This window comes from Verrucosispora sp. TAA-831, assembly GCF_050780145.1.
GTDB lineage: Bacteria > Actinomycetota > Actinomycetes > Mycobacteriales > Micromonosporaceae > Micromonospora.
On sequence record NZ_CP192240.1, the window covers coordinates 2,836,354 to 2,858,066 of the forward strand.

At 71.5% G+C, this 21,713-nt stretch carries 19 protein-coding genes; 9 read left to right on the forward strand and 10 right to left on the reverse strand.

Annotation, left to right across the window (positions count from 1 at the left end):
* Window positions 1-43: 43 nt before the first annotated feature.
* Window positions 44-892: an SDR family NAD(P)-dependent oxidoreductase gene (locus ACQVFL_RS12835; protein ID WP_396693971.1), complete on the reverse strand. Its 849-nt coding sequence runs from the start codon at window positions 890-892 to the stop codon at window positions 44-46.
* 288 nt (window positions 893-1,180) lie between these two features.
* On the opposite strand from ACQVFL_RS12835, the gene ACQVFL_RS12840 reads away from it, so the two are divergent.
* On the forward strand, window positions 1,181-2,560 hold the full coding sequence (locus ACQVFL_RS12840; protein ID WP_431729446.1) for a glycosyl hydrolase family 18 protein: 1,380 nt from the start codon (window positions 1,181-1,183) through the stop codon (window positions 2,558-2,560).
* A 76-nt stretch (window positions 2,561-2,636) separates the two neighbouring features.
* Here ACQVFL_RS12840 and ACQVFL_RS12845 read toward each other — a convergent pair whose 3' ends face one another.
* Window positions 2,637-3,413 (reverse strand): IclR family transcriptional regulator, encoded by a 777-nt coding sequence (locus ACQVFL_RS12845; protein WP_431729447.1) that lies wholly within the window; start codon window positions 3,411-3,413, stop codon window positions 2,637-2,639.
* Between the two features lie 46 nt (window positions 3,414-3,459).
* Here ACQVFL_RS12845 and eda point away from each other — a divergent pair, with 46 nt between their 5' ends.
* From eda to ACQVFL_RS12865, 4 genes are all read left to right on the forward strand, one after another.
* Window positions 3,460-4,119: a bifunctional 4-hydroxy-2-oxoglutarate aldolase/2-dehydro-3-deoxy-phosphogluconate aldolase gene (gene eda / locus ACQVFL_RS12850; RefSeq protein ID WP_396693966.1), complete on the forward strand. Its 660-nt coding sequence runs from the start codon at window positions 3,460-3,462 to the stop codon at window positions 4,117-4,119.
* 67 nt (window positions 4,120-4,186) lie between these two features.
* Window positions 4,187-5,290, forward strand: coding sequence for a sugar kinase (locus ACQVFL_RS12855; RefSeq protein ID WP_396693964.1), 1,104 nt, complete (start codon window positions 4,187-4,189; stop codon window positions 5,288-5,290).
* A 388-nt stretch (window positions 5,291-5,678) separates the two neighbouring features.
* On the forward strand, window positions 5,679-6,176 hold the full coding sequence (locus tag ACQVFL_RS12860) for a DinB family protein (protein ID WP_431729448.1): 498 nt from the start codon (window positions 5,679-5,681) through the stop codon (window positions 6,174-6,176).
* 76 nt (window positions 6,177-6,252) lie between these two features.
* Window positions 6,253-7,104, forward strand: coding sequence for a DUF4253 domain-containing protein (locus ACQVFL_RS12865; RefSeq protein WP_431729449.1), 852 nt, complete (start codon window positions 6,253-6,255; stop codon window positions 7,102-7,104).
* A 12-nt stretch (window positions 7,105-7,116) separates the two neighbouring features.
* On the opposite strand, the gene ACQVFL_RS12870 is transcribed toward ACQVFL_RS12865, so the two are convergent.
* The 3 genes from ACQVFL_RS12870 to ACQVFL_RS12880 all read right to left on the reverse strand — a co-directional run bounded on the left by ACQVFL_RS12870 (window position 7,117) and on the right by ACQVFL_RS12880 (window position 11,985).
* Complete coding sequence (locus tag ACQVFL_RS12870) at window positions 7,117-7,968, reverse strand: endonuclease/exonuclease/phosphatase family protein (protein ID WP_431729450.1); 852 nt, start codon at window positions 7,966-7,968, stop codon at window positions 7,117-7,119.
* Window positions 7,969-8,116: 148 nt separating this feature from the next.
* Window positions 8,117-10,459: an AbfB domain-containing protein gene (locus tag ACQVFL_RS12875; protein ID WP_431729451.1), complete on the reverse strand. Its 2,343-nt coding sequence runs from the start codon at window positions 10,457-10,459 to the stop codon at window positions 8,117-8,119.
* Between the two features lie 140 nt (window positions 10,460-10,599).
* The gene (locus ACQVFL_RS12880; protein WP_396693950.1) at window positions 10,600-11,985 is read right to left on the reverse strand and encodes a short-chain fatty acyl-CoA regulator family protein; all 1,386 of its coding nucleotides are present in this window, start codon (window positions 11,983-11,985) and stop codon (window positions 10,600-10,602) included.
* Between the two features lie 223 nt (window positions 11,986-12,208).
* On the opposite strand from ACQVFL_RS12880, the gene aceA reads away from it, so the two are divergent.
* Together aceA and aceB are read left to right on the forward strand one after the other, a co-directional pair.
* Complete coding sequence (gene aceA / locus ACQVFL_RS12885; protein ID WP_431729452.1) at window positions 12,209-13,480, forward strand: isocitrate lyase; 1,272 nt, start codon at window positions 12,209-12,211, stop codon at window positions 13,478-13,480.
* Entirely contained in the window at window positions 13,477-15,090 is a 1,614-nt protein-coding gene (gene aceB / locus ACQVFL_RS12890; protein ID WP_396693946.1) for a malate synthase A, read from the forward strand. The genes aceA and aceB overlap by 4 nt, the downstream gene beginning before the upstream one ends.
* Before the next feature lie 302 nt (window positions 15,091-15,392).
* On the opposite strand, the gene sthA is transcribed toward aceB, so the two are convergent.
* Window positions 15,393-16,796: a Si-specific NAD(P)(+) transhydrogenase gene (gene sthA / locus ACQVFL_RS12895; RefSeq protein WP_396693944.1), complete on the reverse strand. Its 1,404-nt coding sequence runs from the start codon at window positions 16,794-16,796 to the stop codon at window positions 15,393-15,395.
* Window positions 16,797-16,944: 148 nt separating this feature from the next.
* On the opposite strand from sthA, the gene ACQVFL_RS12900 reads away from it, so the two are divergent.
* Both ACQVFL_RS12900 and ACQVFL_RS12905 read left to right on the forward strand, forming a co-directional pair.
* Window positions 16,945-17,586 carry a heme oxygenase (biliverdin-producing) gene (locus tag ACQVFL_RS12900; protein ID WP_396693942.1) on the forward strand — a complete coding sequence of 214 codons (642 nt, stop codon included), beginning with the start codon at window positions 16,945-16,947 and terminating at the stop codon, window positions 17,584-17,586.
* The gene (locus tag ACQVFL_RS12905; RefSeq protein WP_431729453.1) at window positions 17,583-17,897 is read left to right on the forward strand and encodes a DUF2470 domain-containing protein; all 315 of its coding nucleotides are present in this window, start codon (window positions 17,583-17,585) and stop codon (window positions 17,895-17,897) included. The genes ACQVFL_RS12900 and ACQVFL_RS12905 overlap by 4 nt, the downstream gene beginning before the upstream one ends.
* Window positions 17,898-17,941: 44 nt before the next feature.
* On the opposite strand, the gene ACQVFL_RS12910 is transcribed toward ACQVFL_RS12905, so the two are convergent.
* The 4 genes from ACQVFL_RS12910 to ACQVFL_RS12925 are packed head-to-tail and all read right to left on the reverse strand — an operon-like array spanning window position 17,942 to window position 21,640.
* Complete coding sequence (locus tag ACQVFL_RS12910; RefSeq protein ID WP_431729454.1) at window positions 17,942-18,757, reverse strand: heme ABC transporter ATP-binding protein; 816 nt, start codon at window positions 18,755-18,757, stop codon at window positions 17,942-17,944.
* Complete coding sequence (locus ACQVFL_RS12915; RefSeq protein ID WP_396693936.1) at window positions 18,754-19,782, reverse strand: FecCD family ABC transporter permease; 1,029 nt, start codon at window positions 19,780-19,782, stop codon at window positions 18,754-18,756. Before ACQVFL_RS12915 ends, ACQVFL_RS12910 begins: the two co-directional genes overlap by 4 nt.
* Window positions 19,779-20,795: a hemin ABC transporter substrate-binding protein gene (locus tag ACQVFL_RS12920; RefSeq protein WP_396693934.1), complete on the reverse strand. Its 1,017-nt coding sequence runs from the start codon at window positions 20,793-20,795 to the stop codon at window positions 19,779-19,781. Before ACQVFL_RS12920 ends, ACQVFL_RS12915 begins: the two co-directional genes overlap by 4 nt.
* Window positions 20,792-21,640 (reverse strand): hypothetical protein, encoded by an 849-nt coding sequence (locus ACQVFL_RS12925; protein WP_431729455.1) that lies wholly within the window; start codon window positions 21,638-21,640, stop codon window positions 20,792-20,794. The genes ACQVFL_RS12920 and ACQVFL_RS12925 overlap by 4 nt, the downstream gene beginning before the upstream one ends.
* Window positions 21,641-21,713 lie beyond the last annotated feature (73 nt).

Genomic DNA, 21,713 nt, shown 5'->3' on the forward strand with positions numbered 1-21,713 from the left:
AGCCATCCCGGTCGATGTTATGCGTCGCCGGGTGGCCCACCCGTCACTCCGGGAGGTGGCCCCGCAGCAACTCCACGGTGCGCTCGTAGAGCCGGTCCTGGACCTCCGGGTCGACGGACTGCGGATGGGGTCTGCCGGGGACCCGCTCGTCGTAGTAGGTGCCGTTGTCCTCGCGCTGCGCGGCGACCCGCACGATGGTCTCGGCGGCCTGCTCCGGGCGCTGTCCCTGGACCGGGAACATCGCGTGCAGCAGGCCGGTCGAGATCACGCCCGGGTGCAGACTGACCACGTCCAGCGAGGGTGACGGCCGGTTCCGGGCGAGCCATCCGGTGTACGTGACCAGGGCGAGCTTGGCGTGTGCGTACGCGACCGACGGGGTGTACGCCTGCCGGCTCAGGTCGAGGTCGTCCAGGTGCAACGTGGCCGAGTGGTGGGTGGCGGAGACGATGTTGACGATCCGTCCCCGGTCGTGGCCCACGACCAGGTCGATCAGGTCGGTGGTGAGCAGGAACGGTGCCAGGTAGTCGACCTGGAAGGTGATCTCGTTCCCGGCGTCGCTGAGCGTGCGGGTGGCCGGCGCGGGGCGGCCGGCGTTGTTGATCAGCACGTCGATCGGGTCGACCTTGACGCGGATCCGTTCGGCCAGCCGGGTGACCTCGGCGAGGTCGTGGTAGTCGGCCGCCACGTACGTCAGCTCGGCACCCCGGCGTTGCCGGGACCGCACCTGGTCGAGCAGGTCGGCGACCTGGCTCTCCGGCTCCGGCCCGTGCAGGACGAGACTGCCGGGCCGGTCGGCGATGGCCAGCGCGGTGGCACGGCCGATCCCGCTCGTCGCACCGGTCAGCACGACGGCGGCGTCCCGCAGTGCGTCGGCGTGCTGTGCTGTCGGCACGACCTGCTCCCGTCGTCGAGCCACGCCGTGTACGGCGTTCACCGGCGGCATCGGTGATGAACCTAGCGGCTGTCGCCGGGACGGTGGTGTGCTTGGCGAGTTTCGCTCCCGGTCGGCCGACTTTCGGCGCCACCATCGAAAGGTGTCATTGACCTAAACGGTTAACACTCTTTAAGATTCTGCTGCCTCGAGGAAACCACCCTGTCCACCCGTACGCTCGTCCGGCGCCCACGACCACCGGCGCCGGGCGGCGGCACGGCGCCGTGATCCGTACCGGGAAGGCCCTCGATGTCCGCACCACGTCCCCGCCCCCGTTCGGCCCTGGCCGCCGGCCTGCTCGCCCTGGTCACCGCCGGAGCGACTCTCGCCGTCACCCCGACCGCCGCGCACGCCGTGGTCCTGCCGAACAACTTCAAGAGCGTCGGCTACATGCCCTCCTGGACCGGCAACGTCAACTCGGTCCAGTACGGCAAGCTCACCCACATCAACTACGCGTTCGTGCTGCCCAACAGCAACGGCACCCTGCGGCCGGTGGAGAACCCGAGCAAGCTCTCCTCACTGGTGTCGCTGGCCCGGGCCAACAACGTCAAGGTCTCCATCGCCGTCGGCGGCTGGAACGACGGCGACGACAGCGCCTTCGAGGCCCTCGCCGCCAACGCCGGCACCCGCACCACGTTCGTCAACAGCCTGGTCTCCTTCGTCAACCAGTACGGCCTCGACGGCGTCGACATGGACTGGGAGTACCCGGACCCGGGCGCCTCGGCCGCGAACTACGCGCTGCTCATGCAGCAACTCGGCAACGCGCTGCGCCCGCAGGGCAAGCTGCTGACCGCCGCCGTGGTCGCCGAGGGCTACTACCGCGACGGCGTGCCCACCTCGGTCTTCAACCACGTCGACTTCCTCAACATCATGGCGTACGACGGCGGCAGCCCACACGCCAACTACGACTGGTCGATCAACGCGGTGAACGGGTGGAAGGCGCGCGGACTGCCGGCCGCCAAGGCCGTCCTCGGCGTGCCCTTCTACAGCCGACCCGGCTACTACACCTACACCCAGCTCGTCGGCATGGATCCGGCCAACGCCAACCGGGACTGCACCACGGTAGGCGGCGTCCAGCAGTGCTACAACGGCATCCCGACCGTCAAGCGCAAGACCCAGTGGGCGATGGCGAACGCGGGCGGCATGATGAACTGGGAGCTGACCCAGGACACCAGCGGCTCGACCTCGCTGGTCAGCGCGATCTACGACACCGTCATGGGTGGTGGCACCCCGCCGCCGACCGGCCGGACCGGCCCGATCACCGGCATCGCCGGCAAGTGCGTGGACGTGGCCGCGGCCAGCTCCGCCAACGGCACGGCCGTGCAGCTCTATACGTGCAACGGCACGAATGCGCAGAGTTGGACGGTGGCCTCCGGCGGCACCCTGCGGGCGCTCGGCAAATGCCTCGACGTGACCAGTGCGGGCACCGCCAACGGCACGCCCGTCCAGCTCTGGGACTGCAACGGCACCACCGCCCAGGTCTGGCAGGCCCAGTCCAACGGCACGCTGCGCAACCCGGCTTCCAACAGGTGCCTGGACGCCACCGGTAACAGCTCCGCCGACGGCACCCGGTTGCAGATCTGGGACTGCTTCGGCGGCGCCAACCAGGTCTGGCGGCTGCCGGCCTGACCAGCGCCGACGTTCGGCACCGGCCGGGCTGACCGGCGTCGAAGGGCTCGGGGCGGCATCGCCGCCCCGAGCCCCGCTACGCGACCACCATGCTGCGGGCCTGGGTGAGACCACCGACCATCTCCCGCAGCGCCGCGACGATCGACGACTCGATCTCCGGCCGCAACCGGGAGACCGGAACGGAGATGCTCACCGCGTCCACCGCCGGGGACGACAGCGGGACGGCCATCGCGAAGCAGACGATGCCCTCGGCGTTCTCCTCCCGGTCCACCGCGTGCCCGACTGCCCGGACGTCGGCCAGCGCCGAGTGCAGGGCCTCTCGGTCGCAGACGGTGTGTGGGGTGAGGCGGGGCAGCGGCCAGGTGAGCATCGTGTCGACCGCCTGCTCCGGGTGCCCGGCCAGTAGGGCCTTGCCGAGGGCGGTGGCGTGCGCCGGCAACCGTCGGCCGATCGCGCTGTAGAGCCGCAGCCGGTGTACCGACTCCCGCTTGGCCAGGTAGACCACCTGGTCGCCGTCGAGCCGACCGAGGTGGACGGCCTCGCCGAACCGGCGGGACAGTTCGTCGAGGACGCTGCCGAGCAGACCGACCCGGTCGTCCCCGTCGAGATAGGCGGCGCCGACCCGCAGGGCCCGCAGACCGAGCCGGAACCGGGTGCCGGTGTCGTCGGTCTGTACCCAGCCGCGACTGGTCAGCGTGCGCAGCAGCCCGTGCAGGCTGCTCTTGGGGATGCCGAGGGCGCGTGCCAGGTCGCCCAGGGCCCAGGAGCGCGGCTGGTCGGCGAGCAGTTCGAGCAGGTCGAGGGTGCGCCCGGCCGACTTGACGGGCTGGAACTCCTCTGGCGCGGTGGGCACCGGCCCACTCTAGCGAAGCCGGTACGCCTCCAGTAAGGTCACGTACGTGACTATCGTTCAAGGATCTGAACAACCTGATCGAGGATCTGGACAGCCTGATGTCGGACGGGTGCTGCCGGTGGTGGTCCTCGAGGAGGCTCGGCACGCCGATCCACTCGCCTCGGCTCTGGTGCAGGGCGGTCTGTCGGCGATCGAGGTGACGCTGCGTACCGCCGCCGGGCTGGACGCGATCAAGGCGGTGGCCGGGCGCGGAGACTTGACGGTCGGTGCCGGCACCGTGCTCACCGCCGAGCAGGCCGAGCGGGCGGTCACCGCCGGTGCCCGGTTCGTGGTGACCCCCGGTTTCGCGCCCGCCGTGGTGCGTTTCTGCCAGGAGGCGGGCGTGCCGGTCTTCCCCGGCGTGGCCACCGCGACCGAGATCCAGATGGCTCTCGACGCCGGCCTGAACGTGGTCAAGTTCTTCCCCGCCCAACTACTGGGCGGCGCGCCGATGATCAAGGCGCTGGCGGCGCCGTTCCGCGACGTCCGGTTCATCCCCACCGGCGGCATCACGCCCGCCGTGATCGACGAGTACCTGGCCCTGCCCGCCGTGCTGGCCGTCGGTGCGACCTGGATGGTGGCGTCGGACCTGGTCGCCGGTGAGCGGTGGGACGAGATCACCGACCGGACCGCTGCGGCGGTGGCGGCGGCGGGAGGTCGGGCATGAGCGAGCGAATCATCGGGTTCAGTGCGGCGGGACCTCGTGGCGGCACGCGGCGGAACGGAGTGACGGCATGAGCGAGTTGACCCCTCGGCCGAAGGACGAGTGCCGGTACGACCTGGTCTCGCTCGGCGAGGTCATGCTGCGGCTCGATCCCGGTGAGGGCCGGGTCCGCACCGCGCGTCAGTTCCGGGCCTGGGAGGGCGGTGGCGAGTACAACGTCGCCCGGGGTCTGCGCCGCTGCTTCGGTCTGCGGACCGCGGTGGTCACCGCGTTCGCCCAGAACGAGGTCGGCCGACTGCTGGAGGACCTGATCCTGCAGGGCGGCGTGGACACCAGCTTCGTCACCTGGCTGCCCTACGACGGCATCGGCCGCAGCGTCCGCAACGGACTGAACTTCACCGAGCGCGGATTCGGCGTCCGCGGGGCGGTCGGCACCTCCGACCGGGGCCACTCCGCCGCCAGCCAGCTCAAGCCGGACGACGTCGACTGGGACCACCTCTTCGGCACGCTCGGGGTGCGGTGGCTGCACACCGGCGGGATCTACGCCGCGCTGTCCGAGACGGCCGCCGAAACCGCCGAGGCCGCGATGGCCGCCGCCCGCCGGCACGGCACGATCGTCTCCTACGACCTGAACTACCGGCCCAGCCTCTGGAAGGCGGTGGGCGGCCAGGACCGCGCCCGCGAGGTCAACCGTCGGCTCGCCGCCCTGGTCGACGTGATGATCGGCAACGAGGAGGACTTCACCGCCTGCCTCGGCTTCGAGGTGCCGGACACCGACATCCACAGCGGCGCGCTGGACACCGGCAACTTCAAGACGATGATCGAGTCGGTCGTCCGGGAGTACCCGAACTTCAAGGTCGTGGCGACCACGCTGCGCGGTGTGCACAGCGCGACGGTCAACGACTGGGGTGCGGTGGCGTGGGCGAACGGCGCGTTCGCCGAGGCGACCCACCGGCCCGGCCTGGAGATCATGGACCGGGTCGGTGGTGGCGACAGCTTCGCCTCCGGGCTGATCTACGGACTGCTGGAACGCGACGGCGACCTGGCCCAGGCCGTGGAGTACGGCGCCGCGCACGGCGCCCTGGCGATGACCACCCCCGGCGACACGTCGATGGCCAACCTCGCCGAGGTGGAGGCACTGGTGCGCGGAGCCGGCGCCCGCGTGCAACGCTGACCTGCGACCGGCCGGGTCGGGACTATCCGATCCGGCCGGTCAGCACGCAGACGCGGACGTGCTCGCGGAACCGGGTGGCCGGGCCCAGCGCGTCGCGGATCATCGTGGACAGCTCCGTCCGCTGCTCCTCCGGGGGCAGGGCGTCGACCGGGAAGCTGGAGTAGACGCCGCCGAGAAGAGCGTCCAGGTCGATCTCGTCGGTTCATTCGACCACGGTCTCGGTGACGTGGTAACCGTGCCGGGCGAGTGCGTCAGCGTACCGGCGTCGGCTGTCGGTGTCGGTGGTCGGACCGGCCGCGACCGGCCAAGGCATTCTGCTGACGGCAGCACGCGGCGAGGATCCGCCGACCTGTTTGCCCCGCCGTCACGGTGTTGACATGCTTCACTCATGTCATCACCGTCCGTGCCCGACTTCGAGCGGGTCATCGACGCGCCACTGCGGGAGCAGTTCGAGGTCTTCGTCGACCAGCACCGCGCCGAGCTCCAGCACTGTCTCGACGGGCTGACCGAGGAGCAGGCGCGTCGATCGTTGGTGCCGTCCCGGACGACCCTGCTGGGTCTGGTCAAGCACGCGACCTTCGTGGAGAAGGTCTGGTTCGACGAGGCGGTGACGCGCCGGTCGCGTGCCGAGATCGGCATCCCGGCCACGCCGGACGAGTCGTTCCTGCTCGACGACGGTGACACCGTCGCCAGCGTCCAGGAGGCACACCGGCAGGCGTGTGCGGCGTCCCGTCGCGCCACCGCCTCCATCGGGTTGGACGACGTGCTCACCGGCAACCGACGTGGCCCGATCCCGCTGCGCTGGGTTTACCTGCACGTGCTGCGCGAGCTGGCCGAGCACTGCGGTCACGCCGACATCCTGCGCGAGCAGATCCTGGCCGACTGACGGCGGGAGCGGTGCGGGTCGGAGTGACCGGCTCGTCGGCCGGAGTTGTCGGTGTCGGCGACTATCCTCACGCCTCGTGACCTCGCAGTTGAACGACCTTCCCACCGATCTGGCGGAGCTGTTCGCCGACGCGCAGCCGCGCCGCCGCACCCTGCCCGTGTCGCTCCCGCCCGGCCGGACGGTCCGCAGCGAGGAGGCACCCGACGAGCGTCCCGCGTTGTGGCTCAGCGACGGCCCGGCCCCGTCCGGACTGTGGCCGGAGCTGCACGCGGCGCACGCCGGGTCGGGGCTGTGGCCGCTGCTCCTCGACCACCTGCACGGCGACCCGGACCGCCCCTGGGCCGACGGCGAGCTGTGGCCGGCGAGCAGTTCCGACCCGGCGGAGCACGACCCCGAGCGGCTGCTGGCCGGATGGTGGTCCGACCACACCACCGACTACGAGGGCGGTGAGCCGACCAGCCGCCAGCTCGCCGTCACCGCGCCCTACGGCCAGGACTGGCCCGGCCTGGCCGCACCGGCGTCGCCCCGGGTGACGCCGCAGGAGCACGCCGACCACTGGGCCGAGCAGTTGTCGCTGGCCCAGCCCGACATGCGGCTCGGTCTGGTCGCCGCCGAGCGAGGCAGCGACGCGCTCGCCGTCGTCGGCTGGCAGGGGCCGGTCAACTACACCAACGACACCGGCCGACTCTCCGCGGTGCTGCGCAGCTGGGAGGATCGGTTCGGGGTACGCGTGATCGGCCTCGGCTTCGCCGAGCTGTACCTGTCGGTCGCCGCCCCGCCGACGACCGTCGACGAGGCGCTGCCGATCGCCGCCGAGCACTTCGCCTTCTGCCCGGACAACATCTGGCAGGGGCAGAGCCCGTGCACGCTAGCCGGCTACGCGGACCGCATCGTCAACGCCCCGACCTGGGCGTTCTGGTGGGACTGACGGTCGGGGTCGTCAGGCAGCGGGGTGTTCGGCCCGCTCGGTGGTGAGGGTGACCAGGAACGCCGCGTGGTCGGTCGTGCCACGCATGTCGATCGACCTGCTGGCGGTGATCGTCAGGTCCGGGGTGGCCATGAACTGCTGCACCCCGCCGTCGTGCAGGTGCTGGTAGTCAGCGGGTACGCAGGACCGCACGTCGGGCGTGCCGCCGTGCCGCAGGTTGAGGTCGCCGCTGACCACCGTCGGCTGGTAGCCGGCACCGGCGTGCAGCTCGGGTACGGCCACCCCGAGCAGGTGCCCGCACTGGGCCAACGCCAGCGTCGAGCTGGTGTAGGCCAGGTGCGTGGTGCACGCGTAGAACACGGTGCTGGCGTCCACGCAGAGCCAGGCGCGCTGCTCGGGGTCGGCCGGGTCCTGCGCCGGGAAGACCCCCCGGTGCAGCTCGTGCCCCCGGTACGGGTCGGCGATGTGGGTCACCAGGCCGACGCCGTACTGCTGGCCGTTGACGCAGCGGTAGGGCTCTCCGGTGCGACCGTTGCGGGCGGGCTGGAAGGCCGCGACCACGGTGCCGGAGTGCACCCCGGTCATGGCGTGCTCCAACGCGTCCACGTCACCGGAGCAGATCTCGTTGAGCGTGACGATGTCCGGGCGTTCGGCGCGGATCACCTCGGCGGCCTGGTCCACCGCCCGCCCGGTGTAGCAGCCGGTGGCCATGCCGCTGTTGCAGAGGTTCATCTGGAGCACCCGCAGCGGGGTGGGCGTGGTGGGCGGGGCGGTCGCCGTGCAGCCGGCCAGCAGCGCGGCGGCCGACAGCAGGCCGAGGGCGGCGCGCAGCGGACGGGGGACGCGGAAGCGACGACGAGCCAATGCACCTGTCCTGGACGTGCGGAGGGGTGGCAAGTGTATCGGCAGCTCCGTCGCGGTCGTGACGCTGCGCGACCGGCATGATCGGGGCGGGTGGCCACGCCGGTGGTCCGGACCGGTCGGTCCGGACCACCGGGTCGCGGACGGCGGGTCAGGGCGCCCAGGGACTCGCGACCTGCCAGGTGCTGTCCACCGCCCAGAGCGCGGGCGACTGGTACGCGGCACCACCCGCGCCGTTGCTCAACCACACCTGCGAGTCGTAGTGGCGCAGGAAGGACCCCCGATAGTTGTACGACTCCAGCGACACGCCGCTGCCGGTGAGCCCGGTACGGGCGCACCAGGTGGCGTCCGCGCGCATCAGCGCGGATCCGTCGTCGGGCGAGTTGCGTACCCGGGAGTCGGCGTGGCGAAGGTACTGCCCCGGGTAGTTCACCGACTCGAAGGAGTAGCAGCTCCCATCGGCCAGGCCCGTCCGGATCGTGTACGTGGCGTCCTGTTTGAGCAGCGCCGCGCTGCCCTCGGTGACGATCTCGGTGTACGCCAGCCCGTTCTGGTGCCGCAGGTACCGCCCGGTGTGCCCGGGCGTGGTCACCTGCAACGAGCGGCGGGCGCCCACCGGCAGCGCGACCGGTTGCCGGGGCGTGATCGACCGGGACGCGTCGATCAGGGCGCGGTTGGCGGCGCGTACCCGGGCCTCGTCCATCTTGACCACCCGGCGGTCGTAGGTGAGGAAGCCGTTCAGCTCGCCCTCCAGATCGGTGATCTCGGTGTAGACCGAGGCGCTGAGACCGGTGCCGACCATCAGGTTCCGGGTGCCCTCCACCAGTCCGACGTACCGGTCGGTCAGCGCCGTCGAGGTGGGATGCCACTCGTACGCGAAGAAGCCGCCGCTGGGGCTGTACTCGTGCCCGGGTACCCGCAGTCCGAGGCCGCCGAACTCGCCGAGCACCGCGATCCGGGAGGCGGACGGAGCGGGGGAGGCGGGCCCGAGATAGACGTGCCAGTCGTCGATGTCGCCGTTGCCCGGGTCGCCGAGCGACTGGCAGCAGTTGTAGCCGCTGTGCGTGTTGACCAGCCGGGTCGGGTCCTGGTTCTTGACGTTCTGACCGACCCGTCGGGTGTCGGCGAGCGCCCGTTCACCCCAACCCTCGTTGTAGACCGTGTAGGCGACCACCGCCGGGCTGCTGCGGTGCTCGTCGACGATCTCCCGGGCCTCCGCCTCGAACTGGGCCTGCTGGGCGTCGGTCGCGTCGACCTCCTGCGCGGTCAGCGACGGGATGTCCTGCCAGACCAGCAGGCCGAGGCGGTCGGCGTGATAGAACCACCGCTGCGGTTCGACCTTGATGTGCTTGCGCACCATGTTGAACCCGAGGTCCTTGTGTTTCCGCAGGTCGAAGGCGAGGGCTTCGTCGGTGGGCGCGGTGTAGAGGCCGTCCGGCCAGTAGCCCTGGTCGAGAGTGCCGGCCTGGAAGACGAACTCGCCGTTGAGCAGCGGACGCAGCACACCGCCGACCATCCGGGTGGTGATCTCCCGCATGCCGAAGTAGTGGGTGGTCCGGTCCACCGGCGCACCGGCGGCGTTGCGCAACGTGATCCGCAGGTCGTACAGGAACGGGTCGTCGGGGGACCAGCGGCGGGCGTTCGGCACCGGCACGGTGAACTCGGTGAAACCGCCGGTGGCGGTGCCGACCACGGTGCCGCCGGTCAGGGCCTCGGCGAGCACGCGGTGGCCGGTGACGGTGCCGCGGGTGTGCACCCGCACCCGCAGCGTGTCGTCGGCGAGGTTCGGGTACGTGTCGACCCGGCTGATCGAGGCGGCGGGCACGGGTTCCAGCCAGACGGTCTGCCAGATGCCGGAGACCGGCGTGTAGAAGATGCCGTTCGGTGTCCTGGTCTGCTTGCCGATCGGCGGAAGGCTGCCGTTCTGCCGACTGTCGGTGGGGTCCCAGACCTTGACCACGATCTCGTTCTGGCCGGTGCGCAACTGCGGCGTGACGTCGAAGCTGAACGCGTCGTAGCCGCCGCTGTGGGTGCCGACCCGGGTGCCGTTGACCCAGACCGTGGCCTGCCAGTCCACCGCGCCGAAGTGCAGCAGGACGCGGCGGCCCGACCAGTCGGCCGGCACCGTGACGGTGCGGCGGTAGTGCAGATGGTGACGGTTGTCGGCGGCGGCGCGCTGCACCCCGGACAGGGCGCTCTCCACCGGGAACGGCACGTTGACCCGCTCCGGCAGGTCGACGCCGAACTGCGGGGCGTCGTCGGTGGCGGACTGGCGCAGTTGCCACTCGCCGTTGAGGTTGAGCCAGTCGGGTCGGGTCATCTGCGGTCGCGGGTACTCCGGCAGCGGCGTGCCGACCAGCGCCTGGCTGGTCCAGGGGGTGGTGAGCGGGGGCGTCTTCGGCGGCACGGCCCGGGCGGGGGAGACCGGTGTGAGCAGCGCGGCCAGCACGACGAGTACGGCCAGGGGGGACAGGACGCGAGCGTGACGTGTCATGCGGTCTCCGATGTGGACGGCCCGTCGGTGGGGCGGCGTGGTGGTGGCCCCGCGCGACGGGGGTGGGCGGATCACATCGACATCAACCACCATCTATAGCAGGCCGTCGGCGGGTCGGGCTACGCGCGCCGGTGCCGGGTTCAGTCCCGCAGCGGGTACGGAATGAACGTGCTGCGGTTCTCGTCCAGGTCCAGGTGCCGGCTGATCGGCGGGGCGGCCCGCTGCGGGCAGCTCATCCGCTCGCAGGTCTTGCAGCCGGGCCCGATCGGGATGGCCGCCTCGGCCGCGTGCAGGTCCATCCCGGTGGAGTAGACCAACCGCCCGGCGTGCCGCGTCTCGCAGCCCAGCCCGATCGCGTACACCTTGCCGGGTTGGCCGTAGCCGCCGTGGTGGCGGGTGATGGTGCGGGCGATCCAGAGGTAGCGCTGCCCGTCGGGCATCGCGGCGACCTGGGTGACCACCCGTCCGGGCGCGCCGAACGCCTCGTAGACGTTCCACAGCGGGCAGGTGCCGCCGGTGCGGGAGAACGGGAAACCGGTGGCGGACTGCCGTTTGGACATGTTGCCGGCCCGGTCCACCCGGACGAAGGAGAACGGCACGCCGCGCGCCCGGGGGCGTTGCAGGGTGCTGAGGCGGTGGCAGACCGTCTCCCAGCCGAGGGCGTAGTGCTGGGTCAGCAGGTCGATGTCGTAGCGGCGCTGCTCGGCGGCGGCCAGGAAGTGCTCGTACGGCAGCAGCAGCGCCGCCGCGAAGTAGTTTGCCAGGCCGACCCGGGTGAGGATCTGGGTCTGCACGTCGTCGAAGTTCTCCGACTCGACGATCTCGTCGATCACGTCGGCGAACTCCAGCAACGCGATCTGCGCGGCCATCCGCATCGCCTCCTGCCCGCCCCGCAGTGAGGTGGACAGGTGCAGCGTGCGGGTCTGCGGGCGGTAGCGGTGCAGGTCGCCGCCGAGCGAGCCGGGCTCCTCGCGGGTGACGCGTACCCCGTGTCGCTGCGCCAACCGGTCGCGCAGCAGGACGCGCACCTCGCCCCGGCGCAACGCCATCCGGGCGGCCAGTCGCTCGGCCTCCTCGTCCAGGTCCGGCACGTAGTTCTGCCGGCGGTAGAAGAACTCGGTCACCTGGTCGTGCGGGCTGCGCCCGATCCGCTCCCGGTCACCGACCAGCTCGGCGAGCTGCTCGTCGACCTGCTGGTAGCGCCGGTGCAGGTCGATGACGGCGGCGGCGACGTCGGGCAGCCGGGTGGCGAGTTCGGTGAGTTCGGTGATTCCGGCCCGGGCGGGCAGGGCCTCGCGCAGCCCGGCGACCAGGCGCGGGGTGTCGTGCGCGGCGAACACGGTCGGGTCGACACCGAACAGCTCGGTGATCCGCAGCAGCACCGGCACGGTCAACGGGCGGGTGTCGTGCTCGATCTGGTTCAGGTAGCTCGGGGAGATGCCGAGGTGCCGGGCCAGCTCCGTCTGGCTGATCCCACGCTCCTCGCGCAGCCGGCGCAGGCGAGCGCCGGCGAAGGTCTTGGTCATCGCCGCACCTCCCGATCGGCGGACTGGGTCGGGCCACATTAGCACTGCTGCGAATAGGTGCTTTCGCAACTTTGCAAAATCGCTCTCCGGCTTTTCAATAATTGGCTGTTTCCGTCTCTCGACCGGCCCCGACAAGCCGTGTGACCGTCTGTGGCACATCGGTGAACGGCGTCGCCGTCGACGCGCCGACAGGTCAATCGGAAACCCGAAGGGGATGAATACGATGCTTTCCGCGGTCGAGCAGTTGCAGCACGAATGGGAGACCAACCCGCGTTGGCGCGGAGTACGGCGCAGCTACCGCGCCGAGGACGTCATCCGGTTGCGCGGCGCCATCCAGGAGGAGCACACCCTGGCCCGGCACGGCGCCAACCGGCTGTGGCGGCTGCTCACCAGCGAGGACTACGTCCACGCGCTGGGCGCGCTCACCGGCAACCAGGCGGTGCAGATGGTCCGGGCCGGACTCAAGGCGATCTACCTGTCCGGCTGGCAGGTGGCCGCCGACGCCAACCTGGCCGGACACACCTATCCGGACCAGAGCCTCTACCCGGCCAACTCGGTGCCGGCGGTGGTGCGCAGGATCAACAACGCCCTGCTGCGGGCCGCCCAGATCACCACCGCCGAGGGCGACACCTCGGGCATCGACTGGCTGGCCCCGATCGTCGCCGACGCCGAGGCCGGTTTCGGTGGCGTGCTCAACGCGTACGAGCTGATGAGCGCCATGATCGCGGCCGGCGCGGCCGGGGTGCACTGGGAGGACCAACTCGCCGCCGAGAAGAAGTGCGGCCACCTCGGCGGGAAGGTGCTCATCCCCACCGGGCAGCACATCCGTACGCTGGAGGCGGCCCGCCTCGCCGCCGACGTGGCCGGGGTGCCGACCGTGGTGGTGGCCCGTACCGACGCGCAGGCGGCCACGCTGCTCACCACCGACGTGGACGAGCGGGACCGCCCCTTCGTCACCGGCGAGCGCACCCCGGAGGGCTTCTACCGGGTCCGCAACGGCATCGAGCCGTGCATCGCCCGAGGGCTCGCGTACGCCCCGCACTCCGACCTGATCTGGATGGAGACCAGCACGCCGGACCTGGAGGTCGCCCGCCGCTTCGCCGAGGCGGTCAAGGACGAGTACCCGGACCAGTTGCTCGCCTACAACTGCTCACCCTCGTTCAACTGGCGCAAGCACCTCGACGACGCCACCATCGCCAAGTTCCAGCGCGAACTCGGCCACATGGGATACCGGTTCCAGTTCATCACGCTGGCCGGCTTCCACGCGCTGAACTACTCGATGTTCGACCTGGCCCGGGGCTACGCCGCCGAGGGGATGCCGGCGTACGTGTCGCTCCAGGAGCGGGAGTTCGCGGCCGAGTCGGCCGGCTACACCGCGGTCAAGCACCAGCGCGAGGTGGGCACCGGCTACTTCGACCTGATCAGCACGGTGCTCAACCCGGCCGCCGAGACCACCGCGCTGCGCGGGTCGACCGAGGAGGAGCAGTTCGCATGAGATACGAGATCATCGGCCCGGTGGCGGAGCGCTTCGCCGAGGTGCTCACCCCCGAGGCGTTGGAGTTCCTGGTCACGCTGGACAGCGAGTTCGCCGCCCGCCGGGTGGCGCTGCTGGACACCCGGCGGGCCCGCCGGGACCGGTTCGCCACCGGCCAGTTGCCCGACTTCCTGCCGGAGACCATCGGCGTCCGCGCCGATCCGAGCTGGCGCGTGGCGCCACCCGCCCCCGGGCTGGAGGACCGGCGGGTCGAGATCACCGGCCCGCCGGACCGCAAGATGACGATCAACGCGCTGAACTCCGGTGCCCGGGTCTGGCTCGCCGACTTCGAGGACGCCACGGCCCCCACCTGGGACAACGTCATCCGGGGACAGCTCAACCTGATGGACGCCCTGGACCGGCGGATCGACTTCACCGACGCGCGCGGCAAGCGATACGCCCTCGGCGACGACCTGGCCACCATCGTGGTCCGCCCGCGCGGCTGGCACCTGGTGGAGAAGGGGATCGTGGTGGACGGGCGGCCGATCTCGGCCAGCCTGGTCGACTTCGGGCTCTACCTTTTCCACTGCGCCCGGCGGCAACTCGCGGCCGGTGCGGGACCGTACTTCTATCTGCCGAAGCTGGAGGACCACCGCGAGGCGCGGCTGTGGAACGACATCTTCGTCTTCGCCCAGCACTACCTGCGGCTGCCGCAGGGCACGATCCGGGCGACCACCCTGATCGAGACGATCACCGCCGCCTTCGAGATGGAGGAGATCCTCTACGAGTTGCGGGACCACTCGGCGGGGCTGAACGCCGGCCGGTGGGACTACATCTTCAGCATCATCAAGAACTTCGGGCAGTGGCCGGACTTCGTCCTGCCGGACCGCGCCGAGGTGACGATGACCGTGCCGTTCATGCGCGCGTACACCGAGCTGCTGGTGCGGACCTGTCACCGGCGCGGGGCGCACGCGATCGGCGGAATGGCCGCGTTCGTGCCCAGCCGGGACCCGGAGGTCAACGAGACGGCGCTGAGCCGGGTGCGGGCCGACAAGCAACGGGAGGCCGCCGCCGGTTTCGACGGCTCCTGGGTCGCCCACCCCGGCCTGGTGCCGACGTGCCGCGAGGTCTTCGACGCGGTGCTCGGCGAACGCCCGCACCAACTCGACCGGCAGCGCGACGACGTCGAGGTCACCGCCGCCGACCTGCTCGCCGTGGACAAGACCCCCGGCCGGGTCACCGAGTCCGGGCTACGGTCCAACATCGCGGTGGCGCTGCACTACGTCGACGCCTGGCTCGCCGGGGCCGGTGCGGTGGCGCTGTGGAACCTGATGGAGGACGCGGCGACCGCCGAGATCGCCCGCTGCCAGGTCTGGCAGTGGCTGCACCACGGCACACCGCTGGCCGGTGGCGGCAGCGTGACCCACGACCGGGTCCGGACCATCCTCGCCGAGGAGTCGGCCGCCCTGGTCGCGGGGCGCGGCGACGCCGCCGGGCGCGAGCGCGCCGGGCACGCGGCGCGCATCGTCGAGGAAACCGCGCTCGGCGAGGACCTGCCGGCCTTTTTCACCACCGGCGCGTACGCCCGACACCTCAGCCCGGTGCGCCCTGCGACGCCGGTCGCCGCCTGAGTCACCTCCGCCGTGGACCGTCATCTCGCCGGTGCGGGCCCTGCTCCGGTCGGGCCGCTGTCGAGCTGACTCAGTGGACTGCCCGGTCGGTGGCTGCCCGGTCGGTGGCTGCCCGGTCGGTTGGTCACGATGGGCGACGGCGTGAACGGTTCAGCTCGACAGGCGCCGCACCGGAAACCATCGGGGCCCGAACGTCAGATGACGGCGCCGCGCAGGAGCGGACGAGGGGCGCGGGTCGACCACCCACCGGTGGCCTGGTCTCGCCGCCGTCGGAGGGACGGCGGCGAGACCGGGCCGGACGGTCAGTTGTCGATCCGGGTGATGTTGCGGAACTTGTTGGACGCGTCCAGTGCCGCGACCTTGTACGCCTCGGCCAGCGTCGGGTAGTTGAACACCGTGTCGACCAGGTAGTCGACCGTGCCGCCGCAGCCCATCACCGCCTGTCCGATGTGGACGATCTCGGTGGCGCCGGTGCCGAAGACGTGCACGCCCAGCAGTCGACCGTCGTCCGGTGAGACGAGCAGCTTCAGCATGCCGTACGAGTCGCCCACGATCTGGCCGCGCGCCAGCTCGCGGTAGCGGGCGATGCCCACCTCGAACGGGGTGGCGCTCTCGGTCAGCTCGTCCTCGGTCCTCCCGACGAAGCTGATCTCCGGGATCGTGTAGATACCGATCGGCTGCAACTCGTGCATCGGGCGTTCCGGCTCGCCGCAGGCGTGCTGGGCGGCCAGCCGGCCCTGTTCCATCGAGGTGGAGGCCAGCGCCGGGAAGCCGATCACGTCACCGACGGCGTAGATGTTCTCCACCGACGTCCGGTAGTTCGCGTCGACCTCGATCCGGCCGCGCCGGTCGGCGGTCAACCCGGCCGCCTCCAGGGCCAGCCCGTCGGTCTGGCCCTGCCGTCCGGCCGAGTACATCACCGTGTCCGCGACGATCCGCTTGCCGCTCTTGAGTACGCACAGCGCCGCGTTCTGGTGCTTCTCCACCGCGGCGACCTCCTCGCCGAAGCGGAACGTCACCGACAGGTCGCGCAGGTGGTACTTGAGTGACTCGATGATCTCCTCGTCGCAGAAGTCGAGCATCCGTTCGCGGCGTTCCACCACGGTCACCTTCGTGCCCAGCGCGGCGAACATGGAGGCGTACTCCATGCCGATCACACCCGCGCCGACCACCACCATGCTGCGCGGTACGGCCTGGAGGTTGATGACGCCGTCGGAGTCGACGATGGTCCGGTCGTCGAAGTCGACGCTGTCCGGCCGGGCCGGGCGGGTGCCGGCGGCGATGATGGCCTTGTCGAACGTGATCTTCGAGTCCCGTCCGGAACCGCCGTCGACCCAGACCGAGTGCGGGTCGGCGAAGCGGCCGGTGCCGGTGATCAGGGTGACCCGGTTGCGGGTCAACTGGTTGCGGATGACGTCGGTCTGTCGGTTGATCACGTGTTGGGTACGGGCCGCCAGGTCGCTGACGGTGATCTCGTCCTTCACGCGGTAGCTGCTGCCGTAGAGGTCTCGTTGGCTCAGTCCGGTCAGATAGAGCACGGCTTCGCGTAGGGTCTTCGAGGGGACGGTGCCGGTGTTGATGCAGACTCCGCCGAGCATGTCGCGCCGATCCACGACGGCCACCCGTCGGCCGAGTTTGGCGGCGGCGATGGCGGCCTTCTGACCGCTCGGCCCTGAGCCCAGTACCAACAGGTCGTAGTCATACACGATCACTAGCGTCGCAAGATGTCGTGGACCGCGCCAGGCCAGCCGACCAAGCGGTGCAAGGGTTTACCTTCCTGGAATGTTGACCTGGTGCCCTCTCCCCACCAGGTCGTGATCATGATAGGTTAGCCTTACCTAACAGGAGGTGTTCATGGGGTTCGCCGCACAGGTGCGCGAGTTGACCAGGGCGGACCACCGGGCCGCGCAGCACGCCACGTATTTCGACGCCCTGCTGTCGGGGCAGCTCGACCGGGCCGGGTACGCGGCGCTGTTGGAGCAACTCCACGTCGTCTACCAGACGTTGGAGGAGGCCGCCGAGGCGATGCGGGACGACCCGGTGGCCGGGCCGTTCGTCGTCGAGGAACTGCACCGCCTACCCCGCATCGTCGACGACCTGCGGTTCCTGCACGGCCCCGACTGGGCCACCCGGATCGCGCCGAGCCCCGCCACCCGGCAGTACCGGGAACGCCTGCGCGAGGTCGCGTTCACCTGGCCGGCGGGCTTCGTCGCCCACCACTACACGCGGTACATGGGTGACCTCTCCGGGGGGCAGGTCATGGTGCGGGCGGTACGCCGCACGTTCGCGCTCGACACCGACGGTGTCCGCTTCTTCCTCTTCCCGGACCTGGACGCGAAGGACTTCAAGCAGCACTACCGCGAACTGCTCGACACGGCACCGTGGGACGAGGTCGAGCGGCAACGCTTCCTGGACGAGGTGTCGTGGGCGTACCGGCTGAACACCGAGATGATCGCCGAACTGGGCCGCGACGTGGTGCGGGGGAGTGCGGCGTGAGCGCGGCGGAGCCGTTCCCGCCCGACGTGGTGTCGGCCGTCATGCGGCACATGAACACCGACCACGCCGACGACTGCCGGCTGATCTGCCAGGGGCTGGGCGGTGCGTCGGCCGCCACCGCGGCGACCATGTCCGGCATGGACGCCGAGGCGATGTACTTCACGGCCACTGTGGACGGTGACCAGGTCCCGGTACGGGTGCCCTTCAGTGCCCCGCTCACCGAGCGGCGGCAGATCCGGGCCGAGGCCGCCCGGATGTACCGGGAGGCGTGCGCGGCGCTGGGCGTGACCCCGCGTCCCGACGCGAGCTGATTCGTGCGACGTACGACGGCCCGCCGGTCACCACCGGCGGGCCGTCACCCGTCGGTGCGGACCGGCAGCACCAGGGGTACTCCGGTGCGCGGGTGCGGCAGCACCTCGATCTCGTGCTGGTAGACCTCACTGAGCCGGTCGGCGGTGAGCACCTCGGCCGGTGGCCCGTCGGCGACCAGCCGCCCACCGGCCAGCAACGCGATCCGGTCCGCGTACGCGGCGGCCAGCGCCAGATCGTGCAGGACGACCACCACCGCGCCGCCCTGGCGGGCCCGCTCGCGGGCCAGCCGGAGCACCAACTCCTGGTGGTGCAGGTCGAGCGCGGCGGTCGGCTCGTCCAGCAGGAGCACCGGGGTCCGTTGGGCGAGCACCCGGGCCAGCGCCACCCGCGCCTGCTCGCCACCGGAGAGCGCGGAGAAGACCCGGTCGGTGAAGGACGCCGTGCCGGTCAGCCGCATGGCCTCGCCGACCGCGTCGTCGTCCTCGTCGGCGTACTTGGTCCCGGCCCACGGGGCGCGGCCCATCGCGACCACCTCGCCGACGGTGAACGGGAACGTCATGGTGGCGCGTTGCGGCAGCATCGCGCGGAGCCGGGCCAGCTCGACCGGAGCCCACCCGTGCAGCGGCCGACCGGCGAACGCGATGTCGCCGCACGCCGGTGCCAGGTCGCCGCAGATGGCGCCGAGCAGGGTGCTCTTGCCGGCGCCGTTCGGCCCCACCAGCGCCAGCAGTTCTCCGCCCCGGACGTCGAGGGTGACATCGGTCAGGATCGGTCGGCCGCCGCGCCGGACACCCAACCGCTCCACCCGCAGACCGATCGGATCGCGACCGACCTCCGGCACCGCCGTACGCCGCCTCATCCCCAACCTCCCGCCCGGGCCCGGGTCCGGCGCAGCAGCCAGAAGAAGCACGGGCCGCCCACCACGGCGGTCAGCACGCCGAGCGGCAGTTCCTGGTAGTCGACCAGGGTGCGGGCGGCCAGGTCCCCGGCGACGACCACGATGGCCCCGCCCAGCGCGCTGGCCGGCAGGAGCAGCCGGTGGCCCGGCCCGGCGACCATCCGGACCAGGTGCGGCACGACCAACCCGACGAAGGAGATCACTCCGGTGAAGGCCACCGCGGCGGCACCGAGCAGCGCGGTCACCCCGATCATGGCCAGCCGCAACCGTTCCACGTGGACGCCCAGGTGCCGGGCCGACCGGTCACCGAGGGCCAGCAGGTCCAGACGGCGGGCGGTGGCGAGGGCGATCGCGATGCCGACCGCCGCGCACGGCAAGGTGACCCCCACGGCCGCCCAGTTGGCCTGCGCCAGGCTGCCGAGCTGCCAGAAGGCGATGGCGCGTACGGCGTCGGCGTCACCGAAGAACATCAGCAGGCCGATCAGTGCGCCGGCCACCGCGTTGACCGCGATGCCGGTCAGCACCAGCGTGACCACCTCGGTGCGTCCGCCGGTGCGGGACATCGAGTAGACCAGGGCGGTGGCGGCGAGACCGCCGAGGAAGGCCCCGACCGCGACGGTCCAGCCGCCGAGGGTGGCGACACCGGTGACGATGACCGTGGCGGCACCGACGGCGGCACCCGAGGAGACGCCGATGACGCCCGGTTCGGCCAGCGGGTTGCCGAAGAGTCCCTGCATCAGCGCGCCCGCGCAGCCGAGCGCGGCGCCGACGACGACGGCGAGCACGACCCGGGGGAAGCGCACCACCCAGAGTGCGCTCTCCCCGTGCGGGGCGCTCGGCAGTGGCCCCACGTCGAGCCCGATGCGGTGCAGCAGTGAGCCGAGCACCTCGGCGGGGGGCACCCGGACCTGCCCGGTGCCGGCCGCGACGAGGCAGAGCAGGACCAGGGCGACGCCCAGCCCGACCAGCAGCAGTGGCCGTCTCATGCGCACGGTCGGTGGACCGCATCGGCGAGGGCCTGGATGGTGCGGCCGGTCCGGGCCCCGAAGCTCAGCAGCATCCCGTCGTCCATGTCCACGATCCGGCGGTGCTGACCGGCCGGGGTCTGGCCGACGCCGGGCAGGGCGAGCAGGCCGTCCACGCCCTTGACCGACTCCAGCCCCTCGGTCATCACCAGGATGACGTCCGGTGCCGCGTTGATCAGACCCTCGCTGGTCAGCGGCCGGAACCGGGACAGTCCGATCTCGGTGCCGGCGTCGGTCGCGCCGATGGCCCGGATCATCTCGTCGGAGCCGGCGCCCTTGCCGCCGATCAGGTACACCCCGGCGGTGCCCCGGACGTAGAGGAACGCGATGCGCAGCGGAGGGCCGTCCGCCGGGGCACTGCGGCGGGCCTGCGCGATCTCCCCCTCGACCCGGGACACCAGGAGTTCCCCGGCCGCCGGTACGCCGAGGGCGGCGGCGATGGCCCGGATGTTGCGGGGGATGGCGGCGAGGCTCTGCTCGTCGTCGATCAGGACCACCGGGATGCCGGCCCGACGGAGTTGGGTGAGCACCTCGGGCGGGCCGATGCTGGTGTCGGCGAGCACCACCGTGGGGTTCAGCCGCAGCACCGCCTCGGCGGCCAGGTCGTGTCCGGCCGGTGTGACCACCGGCAGGTGCGCGGCGGCGGCGAAGGTGGTGGAGGTGTCCCGCCCGATCACCCGCCCGCCGAGGCCGAGGCTGAAGACGATCTCGGCGATGGAGCCGTACAGGTTCACCGCGAGGATGCGGCTGGCGTCGGTGACGGTGACCGTCGTCCCGTCGGCCGAGTCCACGGTGGCCGGCAGACTGCTGCCGGGGTCGCCGCCGACCGGGGCCACGTCGGTGTCGGTCACCACGGCGGTGGCCGGTCCGCAGCCGGTCGCCGGGGTGGCGCCCGGTGTGCCGGCGGTGGCGTCGCAGGCGACGAGACCGAGCAGCGCGGGCAGTGCCAGCAGCGCGGGCAGTACGCGCCTCACCGCTGCGCCTGCCGACGTCGGCGGATCCGCAGAACCACCAGCAGGACCAGCAGCACGGCGAGTCCGGCCACCGTGACGGTGAACCAGCGCCCGGCCGGTCCACTGTCGCTGACCTGGGTGGTGAGCAACTGCTGGTCGCCGCTGACCGGGTCGGTGCCGGTGCCACCGGTGCCGGTGACCGTGCCGACCTCCGGCGCGGCCGAACCGCCGACGGCGTCGGTCGAGGGGGCCGTGCCGGAGGGCACGCCGGAGGCGGCCGGTGCCGGGGCGGCGGAGGTCCGGGTCGTGCCGCCGGGCACCGGCGACGTCGGGGCGGCGGCCCGGGTGGTCGGGCTGGCCGCCGGTGCGGCGAAGGTGACCGGGACCTTGACGTCCTGCGACCGGTCGGAGCTGCGGGTGTGGTCGTTGCGGCTGGCCACCACGCAGCGCCGGACGGTGCAGTCCACGTCGCCGATCGTCGCGGTCAGCCGGAGCTGGACGTTGAACGAGCCGCCGGAGCCGTACGGGACGGCGAGCCCCTCGCCGTAGGCGGGCGGGTTCGACGAGATCCAGTGCGAGGCGCCGCTGGCACCGGTGGTGTCGATGCCGCCGCCGCAGGGCGAGGGCGGCGCACCGGCACCGTTGTCGACGCAGAACGCCACGTAGACGCCCTTGGCGGTGTCGTAACCGGAGCCGGAGACGGTGACCGTGGCACCGGCGAGCGGGATCGCGCTCGTCCGGGTGACGGAGAGCCGCTGACCGTCGGGGCCCCTGCCGACCGTGTCCGCGTACGCGGGGCCGGCCGCGAGGGCGCCGATGACCAGCAGCACCACGCTGACCAGGGCGGCGGCGAGGCGGGCAGGCATGAGTGACCTCCGAAGATTGGTTAGGCTAACCTAAGTAGATCTTGTGGAATCCGCAAGAGGGTGTTCGGAGGAT